This is a genomic window from Kineococcus terrestris (assembly GCF_041020755.1).
GTDB classification, from domain to species: domain Bacteria; phylum Actinomycetota; class Actinomycetes; order Actinomycetales; family Kineococcaceae; genus Kineococcus; species Kineococcus terrestris.
In genome coordinates this window covers 24,018-41,964 of the sequence record NZ_JBEUEI010000018.1, presented here as the reverse complement: position 1 = coordinate 41,964, position 17,947 = coordinate 24,018, and the positions used below count along the sequence as shown (strand labels likewise).

The following is a 17,947-nucleotide window of genomic DNA, read 5'->3' as shown; positions in this document are numbered from 1 at the left end:
CGGAGCCCACCCATGCTCGTCCGTCGCCGCACCACGCTCGCCGCCGCAGCGGCCACCGCCCTCGCCGGCCTGGTGACCGGCTGCTCCCGCGCGACGAGCGACGAGGGAACGCCGTCGGGGGAACCCCGCACCGGCGGAACCCTCACCTACCTCGAACCGCAGACGTGGACGACGCTCTACCCGCCGGCCGCGGGTTTCTACCCCAACGGCGGCATCGTCAACAACATCACCGCCCGGCTGCTGTGGCAGGACCCGGAGACCCTCGAGCTGCAGCCGTGGATCGCCGCGGAACTGCCCGAGGTCAACGCCGACGCCACCGAGTACACGTTCACCCTGCGCGAGGGGGTCACCCACTCCGACGGATCACCCGTCGACGCGGCCAACGTGCTCGCCAACATCGACCTCTTCGGCAGCGGCGACCCGGACCGGGCGCTCACGGTCTCCGAGGCCATCAACAACTACGAGCGCGGTGAGGTCGTCGACGACCTCACCGTGAGGTTCTCCTTCTCGGCCCCCGCGCCCGGTTTCGCGCAGGCCGTCTCGACCATCAACTCCGGTCTGCTCGCCACCTCCACCCTCGAGCGGGACAGCGAGGGCTTCGGGCCCGGCCAGGCGGTCGGCGTCGTCGGTTGCGGCCCGTTCGTCGTCGACGACGAGGAGGTCGGCACGCAGATCTCGCTCGTGGCGCGCGAGGACTACGACTGGGCCCCGCCGTCGCTGGCCCGGCAGGGCCGTCCCTACCTCGACGGCATCCGCTTCGTGGTCGCGGGCGAGGACAGCGTCCGCGTCGGCACCGTGGTGGCGGGGCAGGCCGACGTCGCCCGCCAGATCGAGGCCCCCGACGAGCAGCAGTTCCAGGCCGACGGGCTGGCCCTGCTGGCCGCGGCCACCAACGGCGTCAACAACGGGTTCAGCTTCCGCTTCCGCACCCCGCAGCTGCAGGAACTGCCCGTCCGCCAGGCCCTCGTGGCCGCCATCGACCGGCAGGCCATCATCGACACCCTGTTCAGCGACAGCTACGTGCTGGCCACCGGGGCCCTCGCGAGGTCGGCGCTGGGCTACGTCGACACCTCCGAGCAGTACCGGTACGACCCGGACCGCGCGGCCCAGCTGCTCGACGAGGCGGGCTGGCTCACCGGCGCCGACGGCGTGCGGGAGAAGGGCGGCGTGCGGCTGGCCCTCACCGTCAACGAGGCGCTGCCCCAGCCCCGCTCCCGGGAGGTCGTCACCCTCGTCCAGGAGCAGCTGTCCGGACTGGGGGTCCAGGTCGAGCTGTTCCCCGGCGACCAGGCCGCGCAGACCGCCGCCTCGCTCGACCCGGAGACCGTGCAGGTGTACCACTCGATGGTCGGCCGGGCCGACTTCGACGTCCTGAAGTCGCAGTACTTCTCCAGGAACCGCAACACGCTGCTCAACCTCGACACCGACGACGAGTCCCTCGGCGACCCCGAGCTGGACGCGCTGCTCAACGACATCGCCTCCCGGCCGACCACCGAGGAGCGGCAGGCCGCGTCCGAGGCAGCGCAGCGCCGGCTGGCCGAGCAGGCCTACGTCGTGCCCTTCTTCGAGGAGCCGCAGGTCTTCGGCTTCCGCTCCGACGTGCAGGGCTTCACCACCGAGTCGGTGGGCCGGCCCTCCTTCTACGCGACGTGGCTGGACCGCTGAGCGCCGGTGGGCGCCCGGGCGGCGCGCCCGCGGTGACGGGGCCGGCGTGAGCTACGTCCTGCAGCGCGTCGCGCAGGCCGCCGTCGTCCTGGTGCTGGCCTACGCGCTGTCCTACGCGCTGCTGGCCGCGCTGCCCGGCGACGCCGTCCTGGCCCGCTTCGGCAGTCCCGAGCTGGGCCTGACGCCCGAGCAGCTGGCCGACATCCGCGCCGCCTACGGGGCCGACCGCCCGCTGCTCGTGCGCTTCGCGGAGTCCGCGCGGGCCTTCCTGGGCGGCGACCTCGGCTACTCGGTGCAGAGCGGGGCCGCGGTCTCGACCCTCATCGCCAGCGCGCTGCCCTCCACGCTCGTGCTGGCCGCGCTCGGCCTCCTCGTGGCGGTGCTGCTCGCGGTCGCGATCGCCTTCACCGCGACCCACGGCAGGGGCCGGTGGCTGCGCCGGCTGTTCCGCGACCTGCCCCCGCTGTTCGTGTCACTGCCGGTCTTCTGGATCGGGATCCTGCTCATCCAGGTGTTCTCCTTCCGCCTGGGCTGGATCCCCGTCATCGGCGCCGGGCCGGTCGAGTCGCTCGTCCTGCCCGTGCTGACGATCGCGGTGCCCATCGCCGCGCCGCTGGCGCAGGTGCTCATGCGCAGCATCGACGACGTGGGGCAGATGCCGTTCATCGCCGTCGTGCGCGCCCGGGGCGCCAGCACCCCGTGGTTGCTGTGGCACGACGTCAGCCGCAACGCCGTCCTGCCGACCCTGACGATGGCCGGTCTCCTGTTCGGCGAGCTCGTCGGTGGCGCGGTGGTCACCGAGGCCGTCTTCGGGCGCGCCGGGATCGGGCAGCTGACCGCCCAGGCGGTCGCCAACCGCGACACCCCCGTGCTGCTGGCCGTCGTGGTCCTCTCGACGGTGGCGTACGTGCTCGTCAACCTGGTCGTCGACCTGCTGTACCCCGTGCTCGACGCGCGCCTGCGCCGCGGAGCGCTGCGGTGAGCGCCTGGACCGGGGTGCCCGCCACCGACCCGGACCGCGACGTCCCCCGCCGCCGGACCGGCGCGCCCCGGCCGGGGGCGGGCGCCCTGCTCGCCGCGGCCGTCCTGCTCCTGGCGCTGCTGTGGGCGCTGCTGCCGGAACCCTTCGCCTCCGGCAGCCCCACCGCCTCGGTCGCCCCGTCGCTGCAGGCCCCCAGCGGCGAGCACTGGTTCGGCACCGACGCGACGGGGCGCGACGTGTGGACGCGCGTCGTGCACGGCGCCCGGCACTCGATCCTCGGCGCCGCCGTGGCCGTGCTCGTCGGCTTCGTCGCCGGCACGCTGCTCGGCGTCCTCGCCGGTGCGCTGGGCGGCCCGGTCGACGACGTCCTCATGCGGCTGGTCGACGTGCTGCTGGCGATCCCCGGTCTGCTGCTGTCCCTGAGCGTCATCATCCTGCTCGGCTTCGGCACCACCAACGCCGCCATCGCCGTCGGTGTCACCTCCATCGCGGTGTTCGCCCGGCTCGCGCGCGCCGAGGTCGTGCGGGTGCGCGTCAGCGAGTACGTCGAGGCGGCCTACGGCTCCGGCGGCACCTTCGCCGCCGTCCTGCGCCGCCACGTGCTGCCGAACTCCCTGACGCCCGTCGTGGCGCTGGCGGCGCTGCAGTTCGGCTCGGCCGTCCTGCAGATCTCCACGCTGGGCTTCCTCGGCTACGGCGCCCCGCCACCGACCCCCGAGTGGGGCCTGCTCATCGCCGAGGGGCGCGACTACGTGGCCACCGCCTGGTGGCTGACCGTCCTGCCCGGCGTCGTCGTGGTCGCCGTCGTGCTGGCCGCCAACCGCCTCAGCCAGTCGATCCGCGGGAGCGTGCCCTCGTGAGCACCCTGTTGAGCGTGCAGGACCTGCGCGTGGACTACACCGCCTCCGGCGGCACGGTCCGCGCCGTCGACGGGGTGTCCCTGGAGGTGCACCCCGGTCAGGTCACCGCCCTGGTCGGGGAGTCCGGCTCGGGCAAGTCCAGCGTCGCCCAGGCCGTCATCGGCTTGCTCGCCGGCAACGGGGCGGTCACCGGCGGGCGCGTCGAGCTGCGCGGCCGGGACCTGCTGGAGCTGTCCCAGCGCGAGCTGCGCGCCGTGCGCGGGCGACGGATCGGCCTCGTCCCGCAGGACCCGGGCAACTCCCTGAACCCGGTGGCGACCGTCGGCGCCAGCGTCGCCGAGGGCCTGCGCATCCACGGCTCGCGCGACCGGCGCGCCGAGCGCGCCCGCGTCCTGGACCTGCTGGAGCGGGTCGGCATCGACGACCCGGCCCGGCGCGCGGGGCAGTACCCCCACGAGCTGTCCGGCGGCATGCGCCAGCGCGTCCTCATCGCCGCCGCCATCGCCCTGGAACCCGAGCTGATCATCGCCGACGAGCCGACCAGCGCGCTCGACGTGACCGTCCAGGCCCGCGTCCTGGACCTGCTCGACGACCTGCGCGCTGACACCGGCAGCGGGATGCTGCTCATCACCCACGACCTCGCCGTCGCCGCCGAACGCGCCGACGCCGTCGTCGTCATGCGCCGCGGCACGGTCCAGGAGGCCGGCCCCACCGAGGAGGTCCTGACCCGGCCCCGGGCGGAGTACACGCGGGCGCTGCTCGCCGACGCGCCCTCGCTCACCCGGGTCGTCGAGCGCGTCCCCGCGCCGACCGCCGAGGGGCCCGCCGCGCGGCCGCTGGTGCAGGTCGACGGGCTGCGCCGGGAGTTCCGCCGGCGCCGCGCGCAGCCGTTCGTGGCCGTGGACGACGTGTCCTTCAGCGTCGCGCGCGGCACCACGCACGCGATCGTGGGGGAGTCCGGTTCGGGCAAGACGACCACCGGGCGCGTGCTGGCGGGCTTCGGGCAGCCGACCGCCGGCAGCGTGCGGGTCGGCGACGTCGACGTCACCGCCCTCGGCTCCCGCCCGACCTCCCGCGCCGCGCGCGCCTTCCGCCGCACGACCCAGCTCGTGCACCAGAACCCCTACGCCTCCCTGGACCCGCGCTCCAGCGTGGGGGCGATCGTCGCGGAGCCGCTGCGCAACTTCCGGATCGGGGACGCCGCCGAGCGCCGGGACCGCGTCGCCCACCAGCTCGAGGTGGTCGGCCTGCCCGCCGACGTGGTCACCCGCCGCCCGCGCGAGCTGTCCGGGGGGCAGCGCCAGCGCGTGGCCATCGCCCGCGCCCTCGTCCTGGAACCCGAGCTCGTCGTCCTCGACGAGGCCGTGTCCGCCCTGGACGTCAGCGTGCAGGCGCAGGTGCTGCGCCTGCTGTCCCGGCTGCAGGCCGACCTCGGCCTGACCTACGTGTTCATCACCCACGACCTCGCCGTCGTCCGGCAGGTCGCCGACACCGTCTCGGTGCTGCAGCGCGGCCGCCAGGTCGAGTCCGGCCGCGTGCAGGACGTCTTCGGCGACCCGCAGCACGCCTGCACGCGCGAGCTGCTGGCCGCGGTCCCCGGCACGACCCGGCCCGGCACCGTCCGCAGGAGGCTCCCCGCGCAGCAGGCCGGCGCGCAGGAGGCCGTGTCCCCGCCGCCCGTCCCCCGGCCCCTCACCCAGGAGGCACGACCGTGACCACCGCTCCCGCCCCGACCGGCGCCGGACCCCGCCTGGGCTTCTTCACCCGGGTGCTGGAGGACGCCGCCGCCCCCGACAGGTACCGCTTCGCGCTGGAGCAGGTGCAGCACGCCGAGCGCTCCGGGTTCGCCTCGGCGTGGGTGGCCCAGCACCACTTCGGCGAGCACGAGGGCGGTCTGCCCTCCCCGTTCGTGCTGCTGGCCGCGGCCGCCGAGCGCACCAGCCGCATCGGCCTGGGCACCGGTGTCGTCACCCTGCCGCTGGAGGACCCCGTGCGCGCCGCCGAGGACGCCGCCGTCCTCGACGCCCTCAGCGGCGGGCGCGTGCAGCTCGGCGTCGCCTCCGGCGGCACCGACACCTCCTTCGCCCCCTTCGGCCACCGGGTCGACCGCCGCCGCGAGCTCTTCGGCGAGCACCTCGACGTCCTCCTCGACACCCTCTGCGGCCGGGGCGTGCGCGGGACCGGAGCGCACCTGTACCCCGCCGCCGGCACCCTCGCCGCACGGGTGTGGCAGGGCACCTTCTCCGTCGCCGGGGGCGCGCGGGCCGGCGCCCGCGGCCACGGGCTGATGCTCTCCCGCACGCAGCCGCGGCCCGCCGAGGCCCCCTCCGCGGCCCTGCACGACCTGCAGCTGCCCGTCGTCGAGGCCTACCGCGCAGCCCTGCCCGCCACCGCGCCGCACCGGGTCCTGGCCTCGCGCACCGCCCTGGTCGTCGACGAGGAGGAGCGCACCCGCGCCTTGGAGCTGGCCCGCGACGGGCTGCGCCGCTTCGCGAGGACCTGCGTCGGCCCCGCCGCCGACGACCTCGGCATCGACGAGCTCGTCGCCGTCACCGACACGCACGTCGGCACCGTCGAGGAGGTCGCCGCCTCCCTGGCCGCCGACCGGACCCTGGACGTCGCCACGGACGTCACCTTCCAGGTGCACTCGATCGCCGCGACCCACGAGCTGACGCTGCGCAGCATCGAACTCCTCGCCACGCGCGTCGCCCCGCTGCTGGGCCTCGCCACCGGCGCGGACGCCTCCACCGCCCTGCACCAGGCCCACCTGACCGGCCAGGCCCACCAGGCCGGCACCGGGCAGCGCACCGCCGACCCCGTCCTCGTCCCCGGAGGAAGCGCATGAGCACCACCGCCGCGACCACGTCCACCCCCGGGGGCGCCGCTCCCCGGGACGGTGCCGACGTCGTCGACCTGCTCGCCGGGATCAGCGCCGACAGCCCCCTGTCCCGCACGCGCGACCAGCGGCCCGGCGCCCGGGAGAACGCCCAGCGCAGCTTCGAGGCGCTGCTCGAACCCGCCGAGCCCGGGCGGTTCAGCTACGCCGAGCGGTACGCCGTCGCGCTGTTCACCGCCCGCCTGCACGGCTTCGACCACGCCGCGGCGTTCTACGCCGACCTGCTCGGCGACCTCGCCGGTGGTCCGGGAGTCGAGGACGCGCGCACCCCGCGCGGTCTCGTGGACACCGTCGAGCGCGCGGCGCGGGCGGCCGCCGCGCGCGGCCCCGCCGGCACCTACCGGGAACCCGGGCTGGCCGCGGAGAGCACGCCCGCCACGGCGTGGACGCCGGATCCCGCGCTCGCGCGCGAGCTGGGGCCCCGGCTGAGCGCCGCGCTCGTCCACACCCACCTCCTGGTGGTCCGCCCGCGGGAGGCGAGCCCGGCCGCCCTGCGTGCGCTGCTCGCCGCCGGGTGGAGCGCGGACCACGTCGTCAGCCTCTCCCAGCTCGTGGCCTTCCTCACCTTCCAGCTGCGCACCGCGTGGGGGCTGGCCGTGCTGCGCACCGGCACCGCCCCCTCCCGCGGGGAGCACCCGGCGACCGCGGCGGCGCAGGGGGAACCGGGCGAGCCGGTCGAGCAGGTCTCCGGGGTCTCCGGGGTCTCCGGGGTCTCCGGGGTCTCCGACCTGGTGGTCGAGGACCCCGACCTGCACCGGCCCGACCGGTTCACCCAGCAGCCCCTGGGCTGGGTCCCCTGGCTGCGGCCCGTCCCCGAGGAGGACCTCACCGAGTTCCAGCGCGAGGCCCTGGTCGAACCGGTCCGCGCGAAGATGCCGTACTTCCGGCTGCTGGCGCGCGACCCCGAGGCGCTGCGCGCCCGCACGCTGACCGACCTCGACATCTTCTTCAACACCTCCAGCGGCATCGGGCGCGCCGAGCGGGAACTCGCCGCGACCGCCACCTCGCGGCGCAACGGCTGCGTGTTCTGCGCCCACGTGCACGCCGCGGCCGCCAGCCGCGAGTCCGGCCGGAGCGAGGACGTGCAGCGCCTGCTCGACGAGGGGATCCCCGCCGACCTGGGCGACGAGCGGTGGAACGCCGTCGTGGCCGCGTCGGCGCACCTGGCCGACACCCCGCTCGCCTTCGGAGCCGGCGACGTCGAGCGGTTGCGCTCGGCCGGCCTGGACGACGCCGAGGTCGTCGACGTCGTCAACGGTGCCGCGTTCTTCAACTGGGCGAACCGCTTGATGCTCTCCCTCGGCGAGCCCGAGGTTCCCGCGCACCGCGGGGGAGAGCGGGCGTGAGCGTCCCCGCCCTGCTCGACCACGTCGTCATCGCTGGCCCCGACCTCGACGAGCTCGTCGCCTGGTTCGCCGGCGCCACCGGCGTGACCGCCGCTCCCGGCGGCGTGCACGCCAGCACCGGCACCGCCAACGCCCTGGTCGCGCTGACCGTCGAGGGCGAGCGGCGCCCGCACTACGTCGAGCTCATCGCGCCGGACCCCGACGGCACGGTCGAGGCCGTGAAGTTCGGGATCCCCGGGCTGACGGCGCCGCGGGTGGTCACCTACGCCGTGCACCCCCCGGACCTCGACGCCGTCGTGGCCGCCTCCCGCGCGCGGGGCTACGACCCCGGTCCCGTCGAGGACCTCTCGCGCCGGACCCCGGACGGCACGCTGCTGCGGTGGCGGCTGACGCACGCCCGCGCGGACCGGCCCGACGTCCCCTTCCTCATCGACTGGGGGACGACGCCGCACCCGGGGCTCACGGTGGGACCCGCGCTGGACGTCGTCGCCTTCACGCCCACGGCCGTCGACGACCGGACCGTCGCGGCGCTGGCCCCGCTGGGCCTGCTGCCCGGCCCGGTGAGCGGGCCCGGGGACGCCGCCGCCGACGACGTGCCGGGCCACACCCTGCGGGTGCGGCGGCCCGACGGTTCCGTCGTCGTGCTCTGACGCGCTCGCCGCGTCGAGCGGCGGCCGCCCCGGTGCGGCCACGGCGGCCGGGGTTCCCCGCGGTCTCCGGCGAGCGGGTCCGGCGCCGCTGCTCGGGTAGCCTCCCCGCGACCCCTACGGACAGGACGGCGACCATGCGCGCGAGCACCACCCGGACCAGTCTCCTCGCCCTCGCGGCGGCCACCACGGTGCTGCTCAGCTCCTGCGCCGACGCGGGCAGCGGGGGCGGTGGCGGTGGAACGGCCGACGCCGGGGCGGGCACGATCGTCGTCGTGACGCCCAACCCGCTGGGCGGCAACAACTTCCTGGAGCTCGCGGTCGAGGGAGCCCGGCGGGTGGCCGCGGCCAACGACCTCGAGGTCAGGGTCTTCGAGAGCAGCGACCCGACGTCCATCCAGCAGAACGTCGAGGCCGCCGTGCGCGAGCAGCCCGAGATCGTCGTGGGCCTGTCGTTCTCCCTGCAGGACGTGTTCGCGACCGTTCCCGTCGACAACCCCGACCAGCAGTTCCTGCTCGTCGACGCGTGCCCGGACCCGCAGCCGGAGAACGTCACGTGCGCGTCCTTCCGCGAGCACGAGGCCGCCTACCTCGCGGGCGTCGAAGCCGGCCTGCTGACCGAGACCGGGAACATCGGCTCGGTCGCAGCGCTCGACACCCCGTTCATCCGCCGCTGGGTGGACCCGTTCACGGCCGGTGCGCAGAGCGTCCGCCCCGACGTGCGCAGCACGGCGCTGTTCGTCGGTGGTGACAACCCGTTCGGCGACCCGGCCCGCGGTGCGGCGCAGGCCCAGGTCCTCGCCGACTCCGGCGTCGACCAGGTCATGGCCGCGGCGTCGGGCAGCAACGTCGGTACGTTCCAGGTCGCCGGAACGGGTGCCTTCGCGACCTACGGCGTCGACGTCAACCAGTGCGGTGACGCCCCGGGACACGTCGTGGACAACGTGCTGAAGAACGTCGACGTGGCGCTCGAGAACGCCGTCCAGTCCGTCCTGGACGGCACCGCGGGCGGCGACGAGCAGTACGGCCTGGCCGAGGGCGGGGTCGGCGTCACCGCGCTGACCGACGAGCTGGCCTCCTCCGGTTGCCTGGTCGCCGATCGTCCCGACGTCGTCGAGCAGGTCCGCGCGGTCTCGCAGCAGATCGTCGACGGCAGCCTCGTCGTCCCGGACCCCGCGGCAGGATGAGCGGGCGTCCCGCCGCGGTCGCGCTGCGCGGCGTCACCAAGCGGTTCGGCGCCGTCCTCGCGGTCGACGACGTCGACCTGGAGGTCGAGGCCGGCGCGGTGCACGCCGTGGTCGGGGAGAACGGCGCGGGCAAGTCGACGCTCATGTCGATGCTCTACGGCCTGCACCGCCCCGACAGCGGCACCGTGCTCCGCGGGGGACGCGAGGTCGAGCTGACCTCCCCGCTGGACGCCATCGGGCACGGCCTCGGCATGGTCCACCAGCACTTCAAGCTGTTCGAGCCGCTCACCGTCGCCGAGAACGTCGTCTACCGCGCCGAGCCCGTGCGCCGCGGCGTCCTGGACCGGCGGGCCGCGGTGCGCCGCGTCGAGGAGCTCAGCGCCCGGTTCGGGCTGGCCGTCGACCCGGACGCCCGCGTGGGGTCGCTGCCCCTCGGCGTGCGCCAGCGCGTGGAGATCCTCAAGGCCCTGCACCGCGAGGCGCAGGTCCTCGTGCTCGACGAGCCCACGGCGGTCCTGACCCCCGGCGAGGTCGACTCGCTGTTCGCCGTGCTGCGCTCGATGGCCGACGCCGGCACGGCCGTCGTCATCGTCACGCACAAGGTCCAGGAGGTCCTCGCGCTGTCGGACCGCGTCACGGTCCTGCGCGACGGCCGCGTCAGCGGTCGGTACGAGACCGCCGCCACCGACGCCGCGGAGCTGGTGCGCGCCATGATCGGCCGCGGCCTCGCGCCGACCGCCAACCCGCGCGACGGCGTCCGCGGCGCCGAGGTCCTCACCGTCCGCGACCTGCGGCTGGGCGCGAGCGCCTCCGGGCCCGGGCTGCGCGACGTCTGCCTGACGGTCGCGGCCGGTGAGGTCGTGGGGGTGGCCGGTGTCTCCGGCAACGGGCAGCGCGAGCTGGTCGAGACCCTCGTCGGCCTGCGCCGCCAGGACGCCGGGACCGTCGTCCTGCGCGGCAGCGCGCTGGACGGACTGGACGTGCGCCGCCGCCGCGAGCGCGGCGTCGCCTACGTGCCCGAGGACCGCCCCGGCACGGGCTCGGCCGCGACCCTCACGGTCGCGCACAACCTCGCCCTGGGGCACCACCGCCGCGCCCCGCTCGCCCGCCGCGGCTGGCTGTCGCCGCGTGCCGTGCGGTCCGCGGCCGCCGACGCGGTGCGGCGCCTGCGGATCCGGACGGCCGGGGTCGACGCGCCGCTGGCGTCCCTGTCCGGCGGCAACGCGCAGAAGGTGGTCATGGCCCGCGAGCTCCTGCACGACGCCGACCTGCTGGTCGTCGAGCAGCCCACCCAGGGCGTCGACGTCGGGGCCGGGGAGGAGATCCACCGGCTGCTGCTCGAGCGCAGGGCCGCCGGTGGCGCCGTCCTGCTCGTCTCCTACGAGATCAGCGAGCTGCAGGCGCTGTCCGACCGGGTCCTCGTCATGCGCGACGGCGCGGTGACCGCCGAGCTCGCGGCCGCCGACGCCAGCGAGGACGCCCTGGGCCGGGCGATGTCGGCGTGAGCGCCGCCCCGGACTCCCCCGCGCCCCCCGCGACCCTCCGACCGGCGGACCGGCTGCGGCTGGCAGCGCCGCAGGCCGTCGTCCCGCTCGGCGCCGTCCTCGTGGCCCTCGCCGTGGGCGCGGTCGTCATGCTCGCCGCCGGGGTCGACCCGGTGCGCGGCTACGACGCCATGGTCCGCGGCGCGCTGGGCGTCAGCAGCATCGACTTCTCCGTCGCGGCCTTCACCGCCATCCTCGCGATGTCGCTGGCCTTCGCCGTCCCCGCCCGCATGGGGGAGTACAACCTGGGAGGCGACGGGCAGCTGTGCGTGGGCGGCATCGCCGCTGCCGTCGTGGCGCTGCACCTGCCGCTGCCCGCGCCGCTGCTGCTGCCGGCCTGCCTGCTGGCGGCCGTCGTGGCAGGCGCGCTGCTCGCGGCGCTGTCGGCGCCGCTGACCACCCGCGCCCGCGTGCCCGTCATCATCTCGACGCTGCTGCTCAGCACCCCGGCCGTCGCGCTGACCTCCTACCTGGTCCGGTTCCCGCTGGCCGACCGCGGGTCCGGGGTTCCCCAGACCCCGCGCTTCCCGGACGCCGCCCACCTGCCGGCGCTGCCCGGCACGCAGTACACCAACCTCGGGCTGCTCCTCGTGCTGCTCGTCCTCGTGGCCGTCGTGGTCGTCGACGGCCGCACCCCGCTCGGCTTCGAACTGCGCGCCGTGGGCGCCAACCGCCGCTTCGCCGCCTACGGCGGGGTGTCGGTCCCGGGCCTGACGCTCGGCGCGCTCGCGAGCGCGGGCGCCGTCGCGGGCCTGGCCGGTGCGGTCGTCGTCATGACCCAGCCGTTCCGCTTCGTCGACGGTGCCCTCACCGCACCCGGGTACACCTTCGCCGGCATCGCGGCCGCGCTGCTCGCGGGCGGGCGGCCCGCGCTGCTGCCGCTCACGGCGGCGCTGTTCACCGTCCTGCAGGTGGGGTCCACGGGCATGGAGCGCGACATCGACCTGCCGCGCCAGCTCGGCCAGGTGCTGCAGGCCGTCGTCATCCTCGTGCTCGCGCTGAGGACGGTGGCCCTCACCGCCACCGCCCGCCGGGCCCGCCGCCGTGCACCGGAACGGAGCTGACGCCGGTGCTGTCCTCGGTCCTCACCCTGTCGTTCGTCGCCGCCGTGCTGACCTCCACCGCGCCCGTCGCGCTGGCCGCGCTGGGTGGCGCCCTCTGCGGCCGCGCGGGCGTGTTCAACATCGCCCTCGAGGGCCAGGTGCTGTGGGCCTGCTTCGCCGCCGTCGTCGTGGCGGCGTGGACGGGATCGGTGTGGCTGGGCGTGCTCGCAGCCGTGGTGACCACGACGCTGCTCGCTTCGGTCCTCGCGGTCGGCTCGGTGCGCTGGCACGCCGACCCGATCATCGTCGCCGTCGGTGTGAACCTGCTCGCGCTGGGGCTGACCGGTTTCCTGCTGCGCTCGCTGCTCGGCGCGAGCGGGACCTACGCACCACCGGGCCTGCCCGGGCTGCCCGACCTCGCGCTCCTGCGCGGCGTGCCCGTGCTCGGCCCGCTGCTGAGCGGGCAGAGCGTGCTCGTGCCCGTCGCTCTGCTGCTGCCCCTGGCCGCCGCCTGGTGGCTGGCCCGCACACCGGCGGGGCTGCGGCTGCGCGGCGTGGGCGACCACCCCGCGGCCGCGGCCTCCCTCGGCGTCCCCGTCACCCGCTACCAGCAGGCCACCGTCCACGTCGCCGGCGCGCTGTGCGGTCTCGCCGGTGCCCAGCTCGCGCTGGGCAACGTCACGGCCTTCACCGAGAACATGACCGCCGGGCGCGGCTGGGTCGCCGTCGCCGCCGTCATGCTCGCGGTCAACCGCCCCGTCGGCGTCCTGCTGGCCTGCCTGCTGTTCGGCGCGGCCGAGGCGTGGGGCTTCCGCCTGCAGGGCATCGGCCTGCCCCAGCAGCTGACCGACGCCGCGCCCTACCTCGTCACCCTCGTCGTCCTCGTCGTCGTGCGCGCACGGCGATCGTCCCGCCAAGGAGCCCCCGCGTGAGCGACCAGCGCACCGAGAACACCGTCCGCAGCAGCGTCGTCGTCGACACCGACACCGGCATCGACGACGCCCTGGCCCTGTTCTGGCTCGCGGGACGCCCCGACGTCCGGATCGCGGCCGTCACCGCGGTGTTCGGCAACTGCACCGTCGAGGACGCCACCCGCAACATCGGCGCCGTCCTCGCGCTCGCGGGCCTGCCCGACGTGCCGGTCGCGGTCGGTGCGCCCGGACCGGTCGACGGGCGCGCTCCGCACTTCGCCGACTACGTCCACGGCGCGGACGGCCTGGGCGACCTGGGCGGGGCGCGCCCGCAGGTCGCCGTCGAGCGGCGGACGGCCGCCGAGCAGCTCGTGCACCTGGCGAACTCCGCTCCCGGTGAGCACGACCTGCTGGTGCTGGGACCGATGACGAACGTCGCGGTCGCCCTCGAGCTCGACCCGGACCTGCTGCTGAAGTTCCGCCGCACGGCGGTCATGGGCGGGTCCGGGCCGTTCCCGCCGCTGGGCGTGGCCCAGATCGTGGACGCCAACGTGGCCAACGACCCCGTCGCCGCGCGCGCGGTCTTCGCGGCCCCGCGCACCGAGCTGGTCATGGCGGGCGTGAACGTGGGCGCGGGTGTCATCGTCGACGAGGAAGCCGTGCGCCGGCTCCACGACAGCCCGACCGAGGTCGGCCGCTTCAGCGCCGCGCTGCTGGAGTCCTACATGGACTTCTACCAGCAGGTCTGGGGTCGCAGGGTCTCTCCCGCCTGGGACGGCCTGGCCGCCGGTCTCCTCGTCGAACCGCGCTGGACCACCCGCTGGGAGGACGGCCCCGTGGGCCTGGTCCCGGACGGGCCGCGCTGGCGCGCGCACCTGCTGCGCACGGCCGAGGGCGGGCCGGTCCCGTTCGAGCCCGCCGCACGGCCCGGGATGCCCGCACCGGACACGCGCGTGGCGCTCGAGGTCGACGTGCAGGCGTTCCTCGACGACTTCCTCGGGGTGCTCGCCGGCGACGGCCGCTGACCGGTCCTCCACCGGTCCGGCAGGACCACGTCCAGCGCACGCGGACCCACCGGCGCACCGGGCGCACCTCGCGGGTGCGGCGGTCCGGCCGCGCCGTCGTCGTGGTCCGACGCGGTCGCCTCGTCCAGCCGCGGTCGCCGGCGAACCGGCGGCCGCAGCTGGACGGGGTGCGCGGGCGGTCCCCCCGACCGCCCGTCCCGCGACCCTCCCCCCGGCGGGCCGCTGCGACCAGCGTGCCGGGCCGCCCTCGCCACGCGCTTGCAACCGGCTTGCAGCGACCGGGCCCGCGACGCCGGGCGCGGCACCTACGCTGCCGTCCGTGACGTCGGGGGTCGCGGTGCACGTCCTGGGACCGGTCGAGGTGCGCACCCCCGACGGGCCGGTGCCGCTCGGCGCGTCGCTGCGCACCCTGCTGGCCGCCCTCGTCGTCGACGCCGGTCGCGTCGTGCCCGCCGACGTCCTCGCCGACCGGCTGCAGGACGACGGCGACCTGGACGCCGCGCCCTCCACGGTGCACAGCTACGTCTCCCGGCTGCGGCGCCGCCTGGAGCCGCGTCCCGGCGACGGCGGCTGGCGGGTCCTGACCACCCGCGCGCCCGGCTACCGGCTGGTGCTGGACGACGACGCCCTCGACGCCGCGCGCTTCGGCCGCCTGCTCGCCGCGGCCCGCGCCGACGACGACCCCCTCGCCGCCCGCGAACGGGTCGCGGGCGCCCTGGCCCTGTGGCGCGGGCCGGCGTACGCCGACGTCCCCGCCGCCTTCGCCCGCCAGGAGGCGGTCCGCCTGCACGGGCAGCGGCTGGAGGCCGAGGAGCTGGCCGCCGAGCTCGACCTGGTCCTGGGCCGCCACCGGGCGCTCGCCGACCGGCTGCCGGCCCTGGTCGCCGCCGAGCCGTTCCGCGAGGGGCTGCGCGCCTCGCTCGTCCTCGCCCTGTACCGCAGCGGCCGGCAGGCCGACGCGCTGCGCGCGTACGAGGAGGGCCGCGTCCTGCTCGCCGACGCCCTGGGCGTGGACCCCGGGCCCGCCCTGCGGCGGCTGCACCAGCTCGTCCTGCGCCAGGACCCGTCGCTGGACGCCCCCGCGACCGCGCCGACCGCGGCGCCCGCTCCCGGCCCGGCGCCCGGTCCCGCCGCCCGGCGGCCCGCCCTGCCCACGCCCGCGACCCCCCTGCTGGGCCGCGACGAGGACCTCGCGCGGGTGCGGCACCTGGTCGACGACGGCGCCCGCCTGGTCACGCTCACCGGCACCGGCGGGGTCGGCAAGACGCGGCTGGCGCTGGAGGCGGCTCGGCTGGCGGCCGAGGACGCCACCCGCTTCCCCGACGGCGCCGTGCTCGTGCCGCTGGCCACCCTCGACGACGCCGCCGGTGTGCTGCCGGCGCTGTCGCGGGCCCTGGGCACCGGTGCCACCGAGGGGCCCGGCGCCCGCGAGGCGCTCGTGGAGCACCTGCGGCCGCTGCGCCCGCTGCTCGTGCTGGACAACCTCGAGCACCTGCTCGACGCGGCGGTCGACGTCGCCGAGCTGGTGCGCGACTGCCCGCACCTGGTCGTCCTCGTGACCAGCCGCGCGCCGCTGCGCGTGACGGGGGAGGTGGAGCACCGCGTCGAGCCGCTGACCCTGCCCGCCGACGGCGCCGGGCCCCGCGAGGTGCTCTCGTCGGCGGCGGTCGCGCTGTTCCGCGACCGGGCCCGCGACGTCGCCCCCGGGCTGAGCCTGGACCCCGGGGACCCGCACGGGGCCGACGCGCTGCGCGTGGTCGCCGACGTGTGCACCGCGCTGGCCGGCATCCCCCTGGCCCTCGAGCTGGCCGCCGCGCGCCTGCGCGTGCTCAGCCCCCGCGACCTGCTGGCCCGCCTCGACGAGGCGCTGTCCGGCGGCCGCCGGGACCTGCCCGCGCGCCAGCGCACCATGCAGGCCACCCTCGACTGGAGCTACGGCCTGCTCGACGCCCCGGCGCAGCGGCTGTTCCGGCGCCTGGCCGTCTTCACCGGCGGCTGGACGCTGCCGGTGCTCGAGGCCGTCGAGGGACCCGGCGTGCTGCCCGTGCTGGAGACGCTGGTCGAGCAGTCCCTCGTGCGCGTCGAGCGGACCCCCGACGGCCTGCGCTTCTCCGTGCTGGAGCCGACCCGCCAGCACGCCCAGCGCCTGCTGGGCGACGACGAGCGCGCCGAGGTCTCCGCCGCGCACGCGGCCGCGCACCTCGCGCTCGCGGAGCGCGCGGCCCCGCACTACCAGGGGCCGGACCAGGTGGAGCACCTGCGCCGGGTGGAGCGCGAGCACGCGAACCTGCTGGCCGCCGTCGACGGGCGCGTGGCCGCCGGGGACGGGGAGAGCGCCGGGCGCCTGGTGTGGGCGCTGTGGCTGTTCTGGTGGATGCACGGGCACCTGAGCGCCGGCCGGCGCGCGGCCGCCGCCGTCGCGGCGCTGCCGGACCTGCCCGCGCCGGTGCGCGTGCGGGTGGACCTCGCGCTGGGGGCGATGCTCTTCGCGCAGGGGGAGCACGCGGAGGCCGAGGAGGTCTGGGACCGCGCGCACCGGCTGAGCACCGCCACCGGCGACGCGGCGGGTCTGGCGCACGCCACCGCCGGGCGGGGCATCGCCGCCCTCGCCCGCGGCGAGGCCGCCCTCGCGGTGCAGCGGCTGGAGGCCGCGCTCCCGCTGGCGGCGGCGCTGCCGGCGGACTCGGACGGCCCGTGGCTGGAGTCGCTGGGCCACGTGTGGCTCGGGACCGCCCTGACCGCCCTCGGCGCGGCCGGCGCGCGGGCGCGCGAGCACGTCGAGGAGGGGCTGCGGCTCTCCCGCGCCCGCGGCGACCGGCTCACCACCTTCGTCGCCCTGTTCAACCTCGCCCAGGCCGAGGCGCCGCGCGACCCCCGCGCCGCCGAGCGCGCCCTGCACGAGGGCACGGCGCTGTCCGCGCAGGTGGGGGACCTGGCGAACCTGTCGCACTTCCTCGACGCCCTCGTGGTGCTGGGGGCCGGTGGGGGCGACGGTGGGGGCCACGGTGGGGGCCACGGTGGGGGCGACGGCGCCGACGTGGCCGACGTGGCCGACCCCGAGCGGCTGGCCGTGCTGCTGGGCGCCGCGCGCGCCGCGCGCGAGCGGGTCGGGGCCGACGTGTACGGCTTCTACGTGCGCGACGAGGCGCAGCTGGCGTCGGCCCGCGCCCGCGTGCACGCGCTGCTGGGGCCCGGGCGCGCCGCCGCGGCCGAGGCCCGCGGACGCGCCCTGCCGGTGGCCGAGGTCGTGCGCCTGGCGGTGCGGGACGCCGGCCCGGCCCCCGGTCCCGTCCCCGCCCCCACGGCCGTCCCGGTCACCGGGGCGGGACCGGCGGCCGCCGCCCGGTGAGGTCCCGGCCGCGGAAGCGGGGCGCGGTGAAGGGCCAGTCGCGGCGCACCCAGCGCGGTACCTCGGTCTCCAGGACCGCCTCCAGCTCCGAGCCCACCAGCCGGTCCGCCACCCACCAGCGCACGTCCGCGTCGGCGCCCGGCCGCTGCGGCGGCCGCAGCACGACGTGGCCCAGGACCTCGGCCTCCTCGTCCTCGAACACGCCGTAGTCGCACAGCCCGCCGGAGCGGTCCGGTGCCGGCGGCGGGCACCCGACGTCGACGTCCACGTCGCGCACGGGGCGCAGGTGGTGGCCGGTGAGCAGCTCCAGGCGCCCCGGGCGGCGGAACCAGGCGGGCAGCCACGGGTCGGGGGGTGCGGTGGGCGCGGGCACGGGGACTCCTCGGGGTCGGTGGTGCTGCGACCCTCCCGCCCGGCGCCTGCACCCGCCCCGCACCCGCTCCCGGTCGGCGGTCACCGCGCTGCAAGCGGGCTGCAGGCGCGCCCGGCGAG

Annotated in this window: 14 protein-coding genes; 13 read left to right on the top strand and 1 reads right to left on the bottom strand. The window is 76.9% G+C overall.

Going from position 1 to position 17,947, the window contains the following annotated elements:
* The first annotated feature begins 12 nt into the window (after positions 1-12).
* The 13 genes from AB8M62_RS12395 (at position 13) to AB8M62_RS12335 (ending at position 17,455) form a co-directional block, all read left to right on the top strand.
* Entirely contained in the window at positions 13-1,665 is a 1,653-nt protein-coding gene (locus tag AB8M62_RS12395) for a TIGR04028 family ABC transporter substrate-binding protein (protein WP_369053317.1), read from the top strand.
* Positions 1,666-1,711: 46 nt separating this feature from the next.
* Entirely contained in the window at positions 1,712-2,647 is a 936-nt protein-coding gene (locus tag AB8M62_RS12390; RefSeq protein ID WP_369053315.1) for an ABC transporter permease, read from the top strand.
* Positions 2,644-3,507, top strand: coding sequence for an ABC transporter permease (locus AB8M62_RS12385; RefSeq protein WP_369053314.1), 864 nt, complete (start codon positions 2,644-2,646; stop codon positions 3,505-3,507). Before AB8M62_RS12390 ends, AB8M62_RS12385 begins: the two co-directional genes overlap by 4 nt.
* Entirely contained in the window at positions 3,504-5,222 is a 1,719-nt protein-coding gene (locus AB8M62_RS12380) for a dipeptide ABC transporter ATP-binding protein (protein ID WP_369069741.1), read from the top strand. The genes AB8M62_RS12385 and AB8M62_RS12380 overlap by 4 nt, the downstream gene beginning before the upstream one ends.
* Complete coding sequence (locus tag AB8M62_RS12375) at positions 5,219-6,352, top strand: putative FMN-dependent luciferase-like monooxygenase (RefSeq protein WP_369053311.1); 1,134 nt, start codon at positions 5,219-5,221, stop codon at positions 6,350-6,352. Before AB8M62_RS12380 ends, AB8M62_RS12375 begins: the two co-directional genes overlap by 4 nt.
* On the top strand, positions 6,349-7,749 hold the full coding sequence (locus AB8M62_RS12370) for an alkylhydroperoxidase domain protein (protein ID WP_369053310.1): 1,401 nt from the start codon (positions 6,349-6,351) through the stop codon (positions 7,747-7,749). The genes AB8M62_RS12375 and AB8M62_RS12370 overlap by 4 nt, the downstream gene beginning before the upstream one ends.
* The gene (locus AB8M62_RS12365; protein ID WP_369069740.1) at positions 7,746-8,399 is read left to right on the top strand and encodes a VOC family protein; all 654 of its coding nucleotides are present in this window, start codon (positions 7,746-7,748) and stop codon (positions 8,397-8,399) included. Before AB8M62_RS12370 ends, AB8M62_RS12365 begins: the two co-directional genes overlap by 4 nt.
* Before the next feature lie 134 nt (positions 8,400-8,533).
* Positions 8,534-9,583 carry a BMP family ABC transporter substrate-binding protein gene (locus AB8M62_RS12360; RefSeq protein WP_369053307.1) on the top strand — a complete coding sequence of 350 codons (1,050 nt, stop codon included), beginning with the start codon at positions 8,534-8,536 and terminating at the stop codon, positions 9,581-9,583.
* Positions 9,580-11,088: an ABC transporter ATP-binding protein gene (locus tag AB8M62_RS12355; protein WP_369053306.1), complete on the top strand. Its 1,509-nt coding sequence runs from the start codon at positions 9,580-9,582 to the stop codon at positions 11,086-11,088. Before AB8M62_RS12360 ends, AB8M62_RS12355 begins: the two co-directional genes overlap by 4 nt.
* A complete protein-coding gene (locus AB8M62_RS12350; RefSeq protein WP_369053304.1) occupies positions 11,085-12,191 on the top strand; it encodes an ABC transporter permease in 1,107 nt (368 codons plus the stop codon). The genes AB8M62_RS12355 and AB8M62_RS12350 overlap by 4 nt, the downstream gene beginning before the upstream one ends.
* A gap of 5 nt (positions 12,192-12,196) precedes the next feature.
* On the top strand, positions 12,197-13,102 hold the full coding sequence (locus AB8M62_RS12345) for an ABC transporter permease (RefSeq protein ID WP_369053303.1): 906 nt from the start codon (positions 12,197-12,199) through the stop codon (positions 13,100-13,102).
* Positions 13,099-14,106: a nucleoside hydrolase gene (locus AB8M62_RS12340; RefSeq protein ID WP_369053301.1), complete on the top strand. Its 1,008-nt coding sequence runs from the start codon at positions 13,099-13,101 to the stop codon at positions 14,104-14,106. Before AB8M62_RS12345 ends, AB8M62_RS12340 begins: the two co-directional genes overlap by 4 nt.
* A 319-nt stretch (positions 14,107-14,425) precedes the next feature.
* Positions 14,426-17,455: an ATP-binding protein gene (locus AB8M62_RS12335; protein ID WP_369069739.1), complete on the top strand. Its 3,030-nt coding sequence runs from the start codon at positions 14,426-14,428 to the stop codon at positions 17,453-17,455.
* Here AB8M62_RS12335 and AB8M62_RS12330 read toward each other — a convergent pair.
* Positions 17,421-17,828: an N-acetyltransferase gene (locus AB8M62_RS12330; protein WP_369053298.1), complete on the bottom strand. Its 408-nt coding sequence runs from the start codon at positions 17,826-17,828 to the stop codon at positions 17,421-17,423. The genes AB8M62_RS12335 and AB8M62_RS12330 overlap by 35 nt on opposite strands.
* Positions 17,829-17,947: the final 119 nt, after the last annotated feature.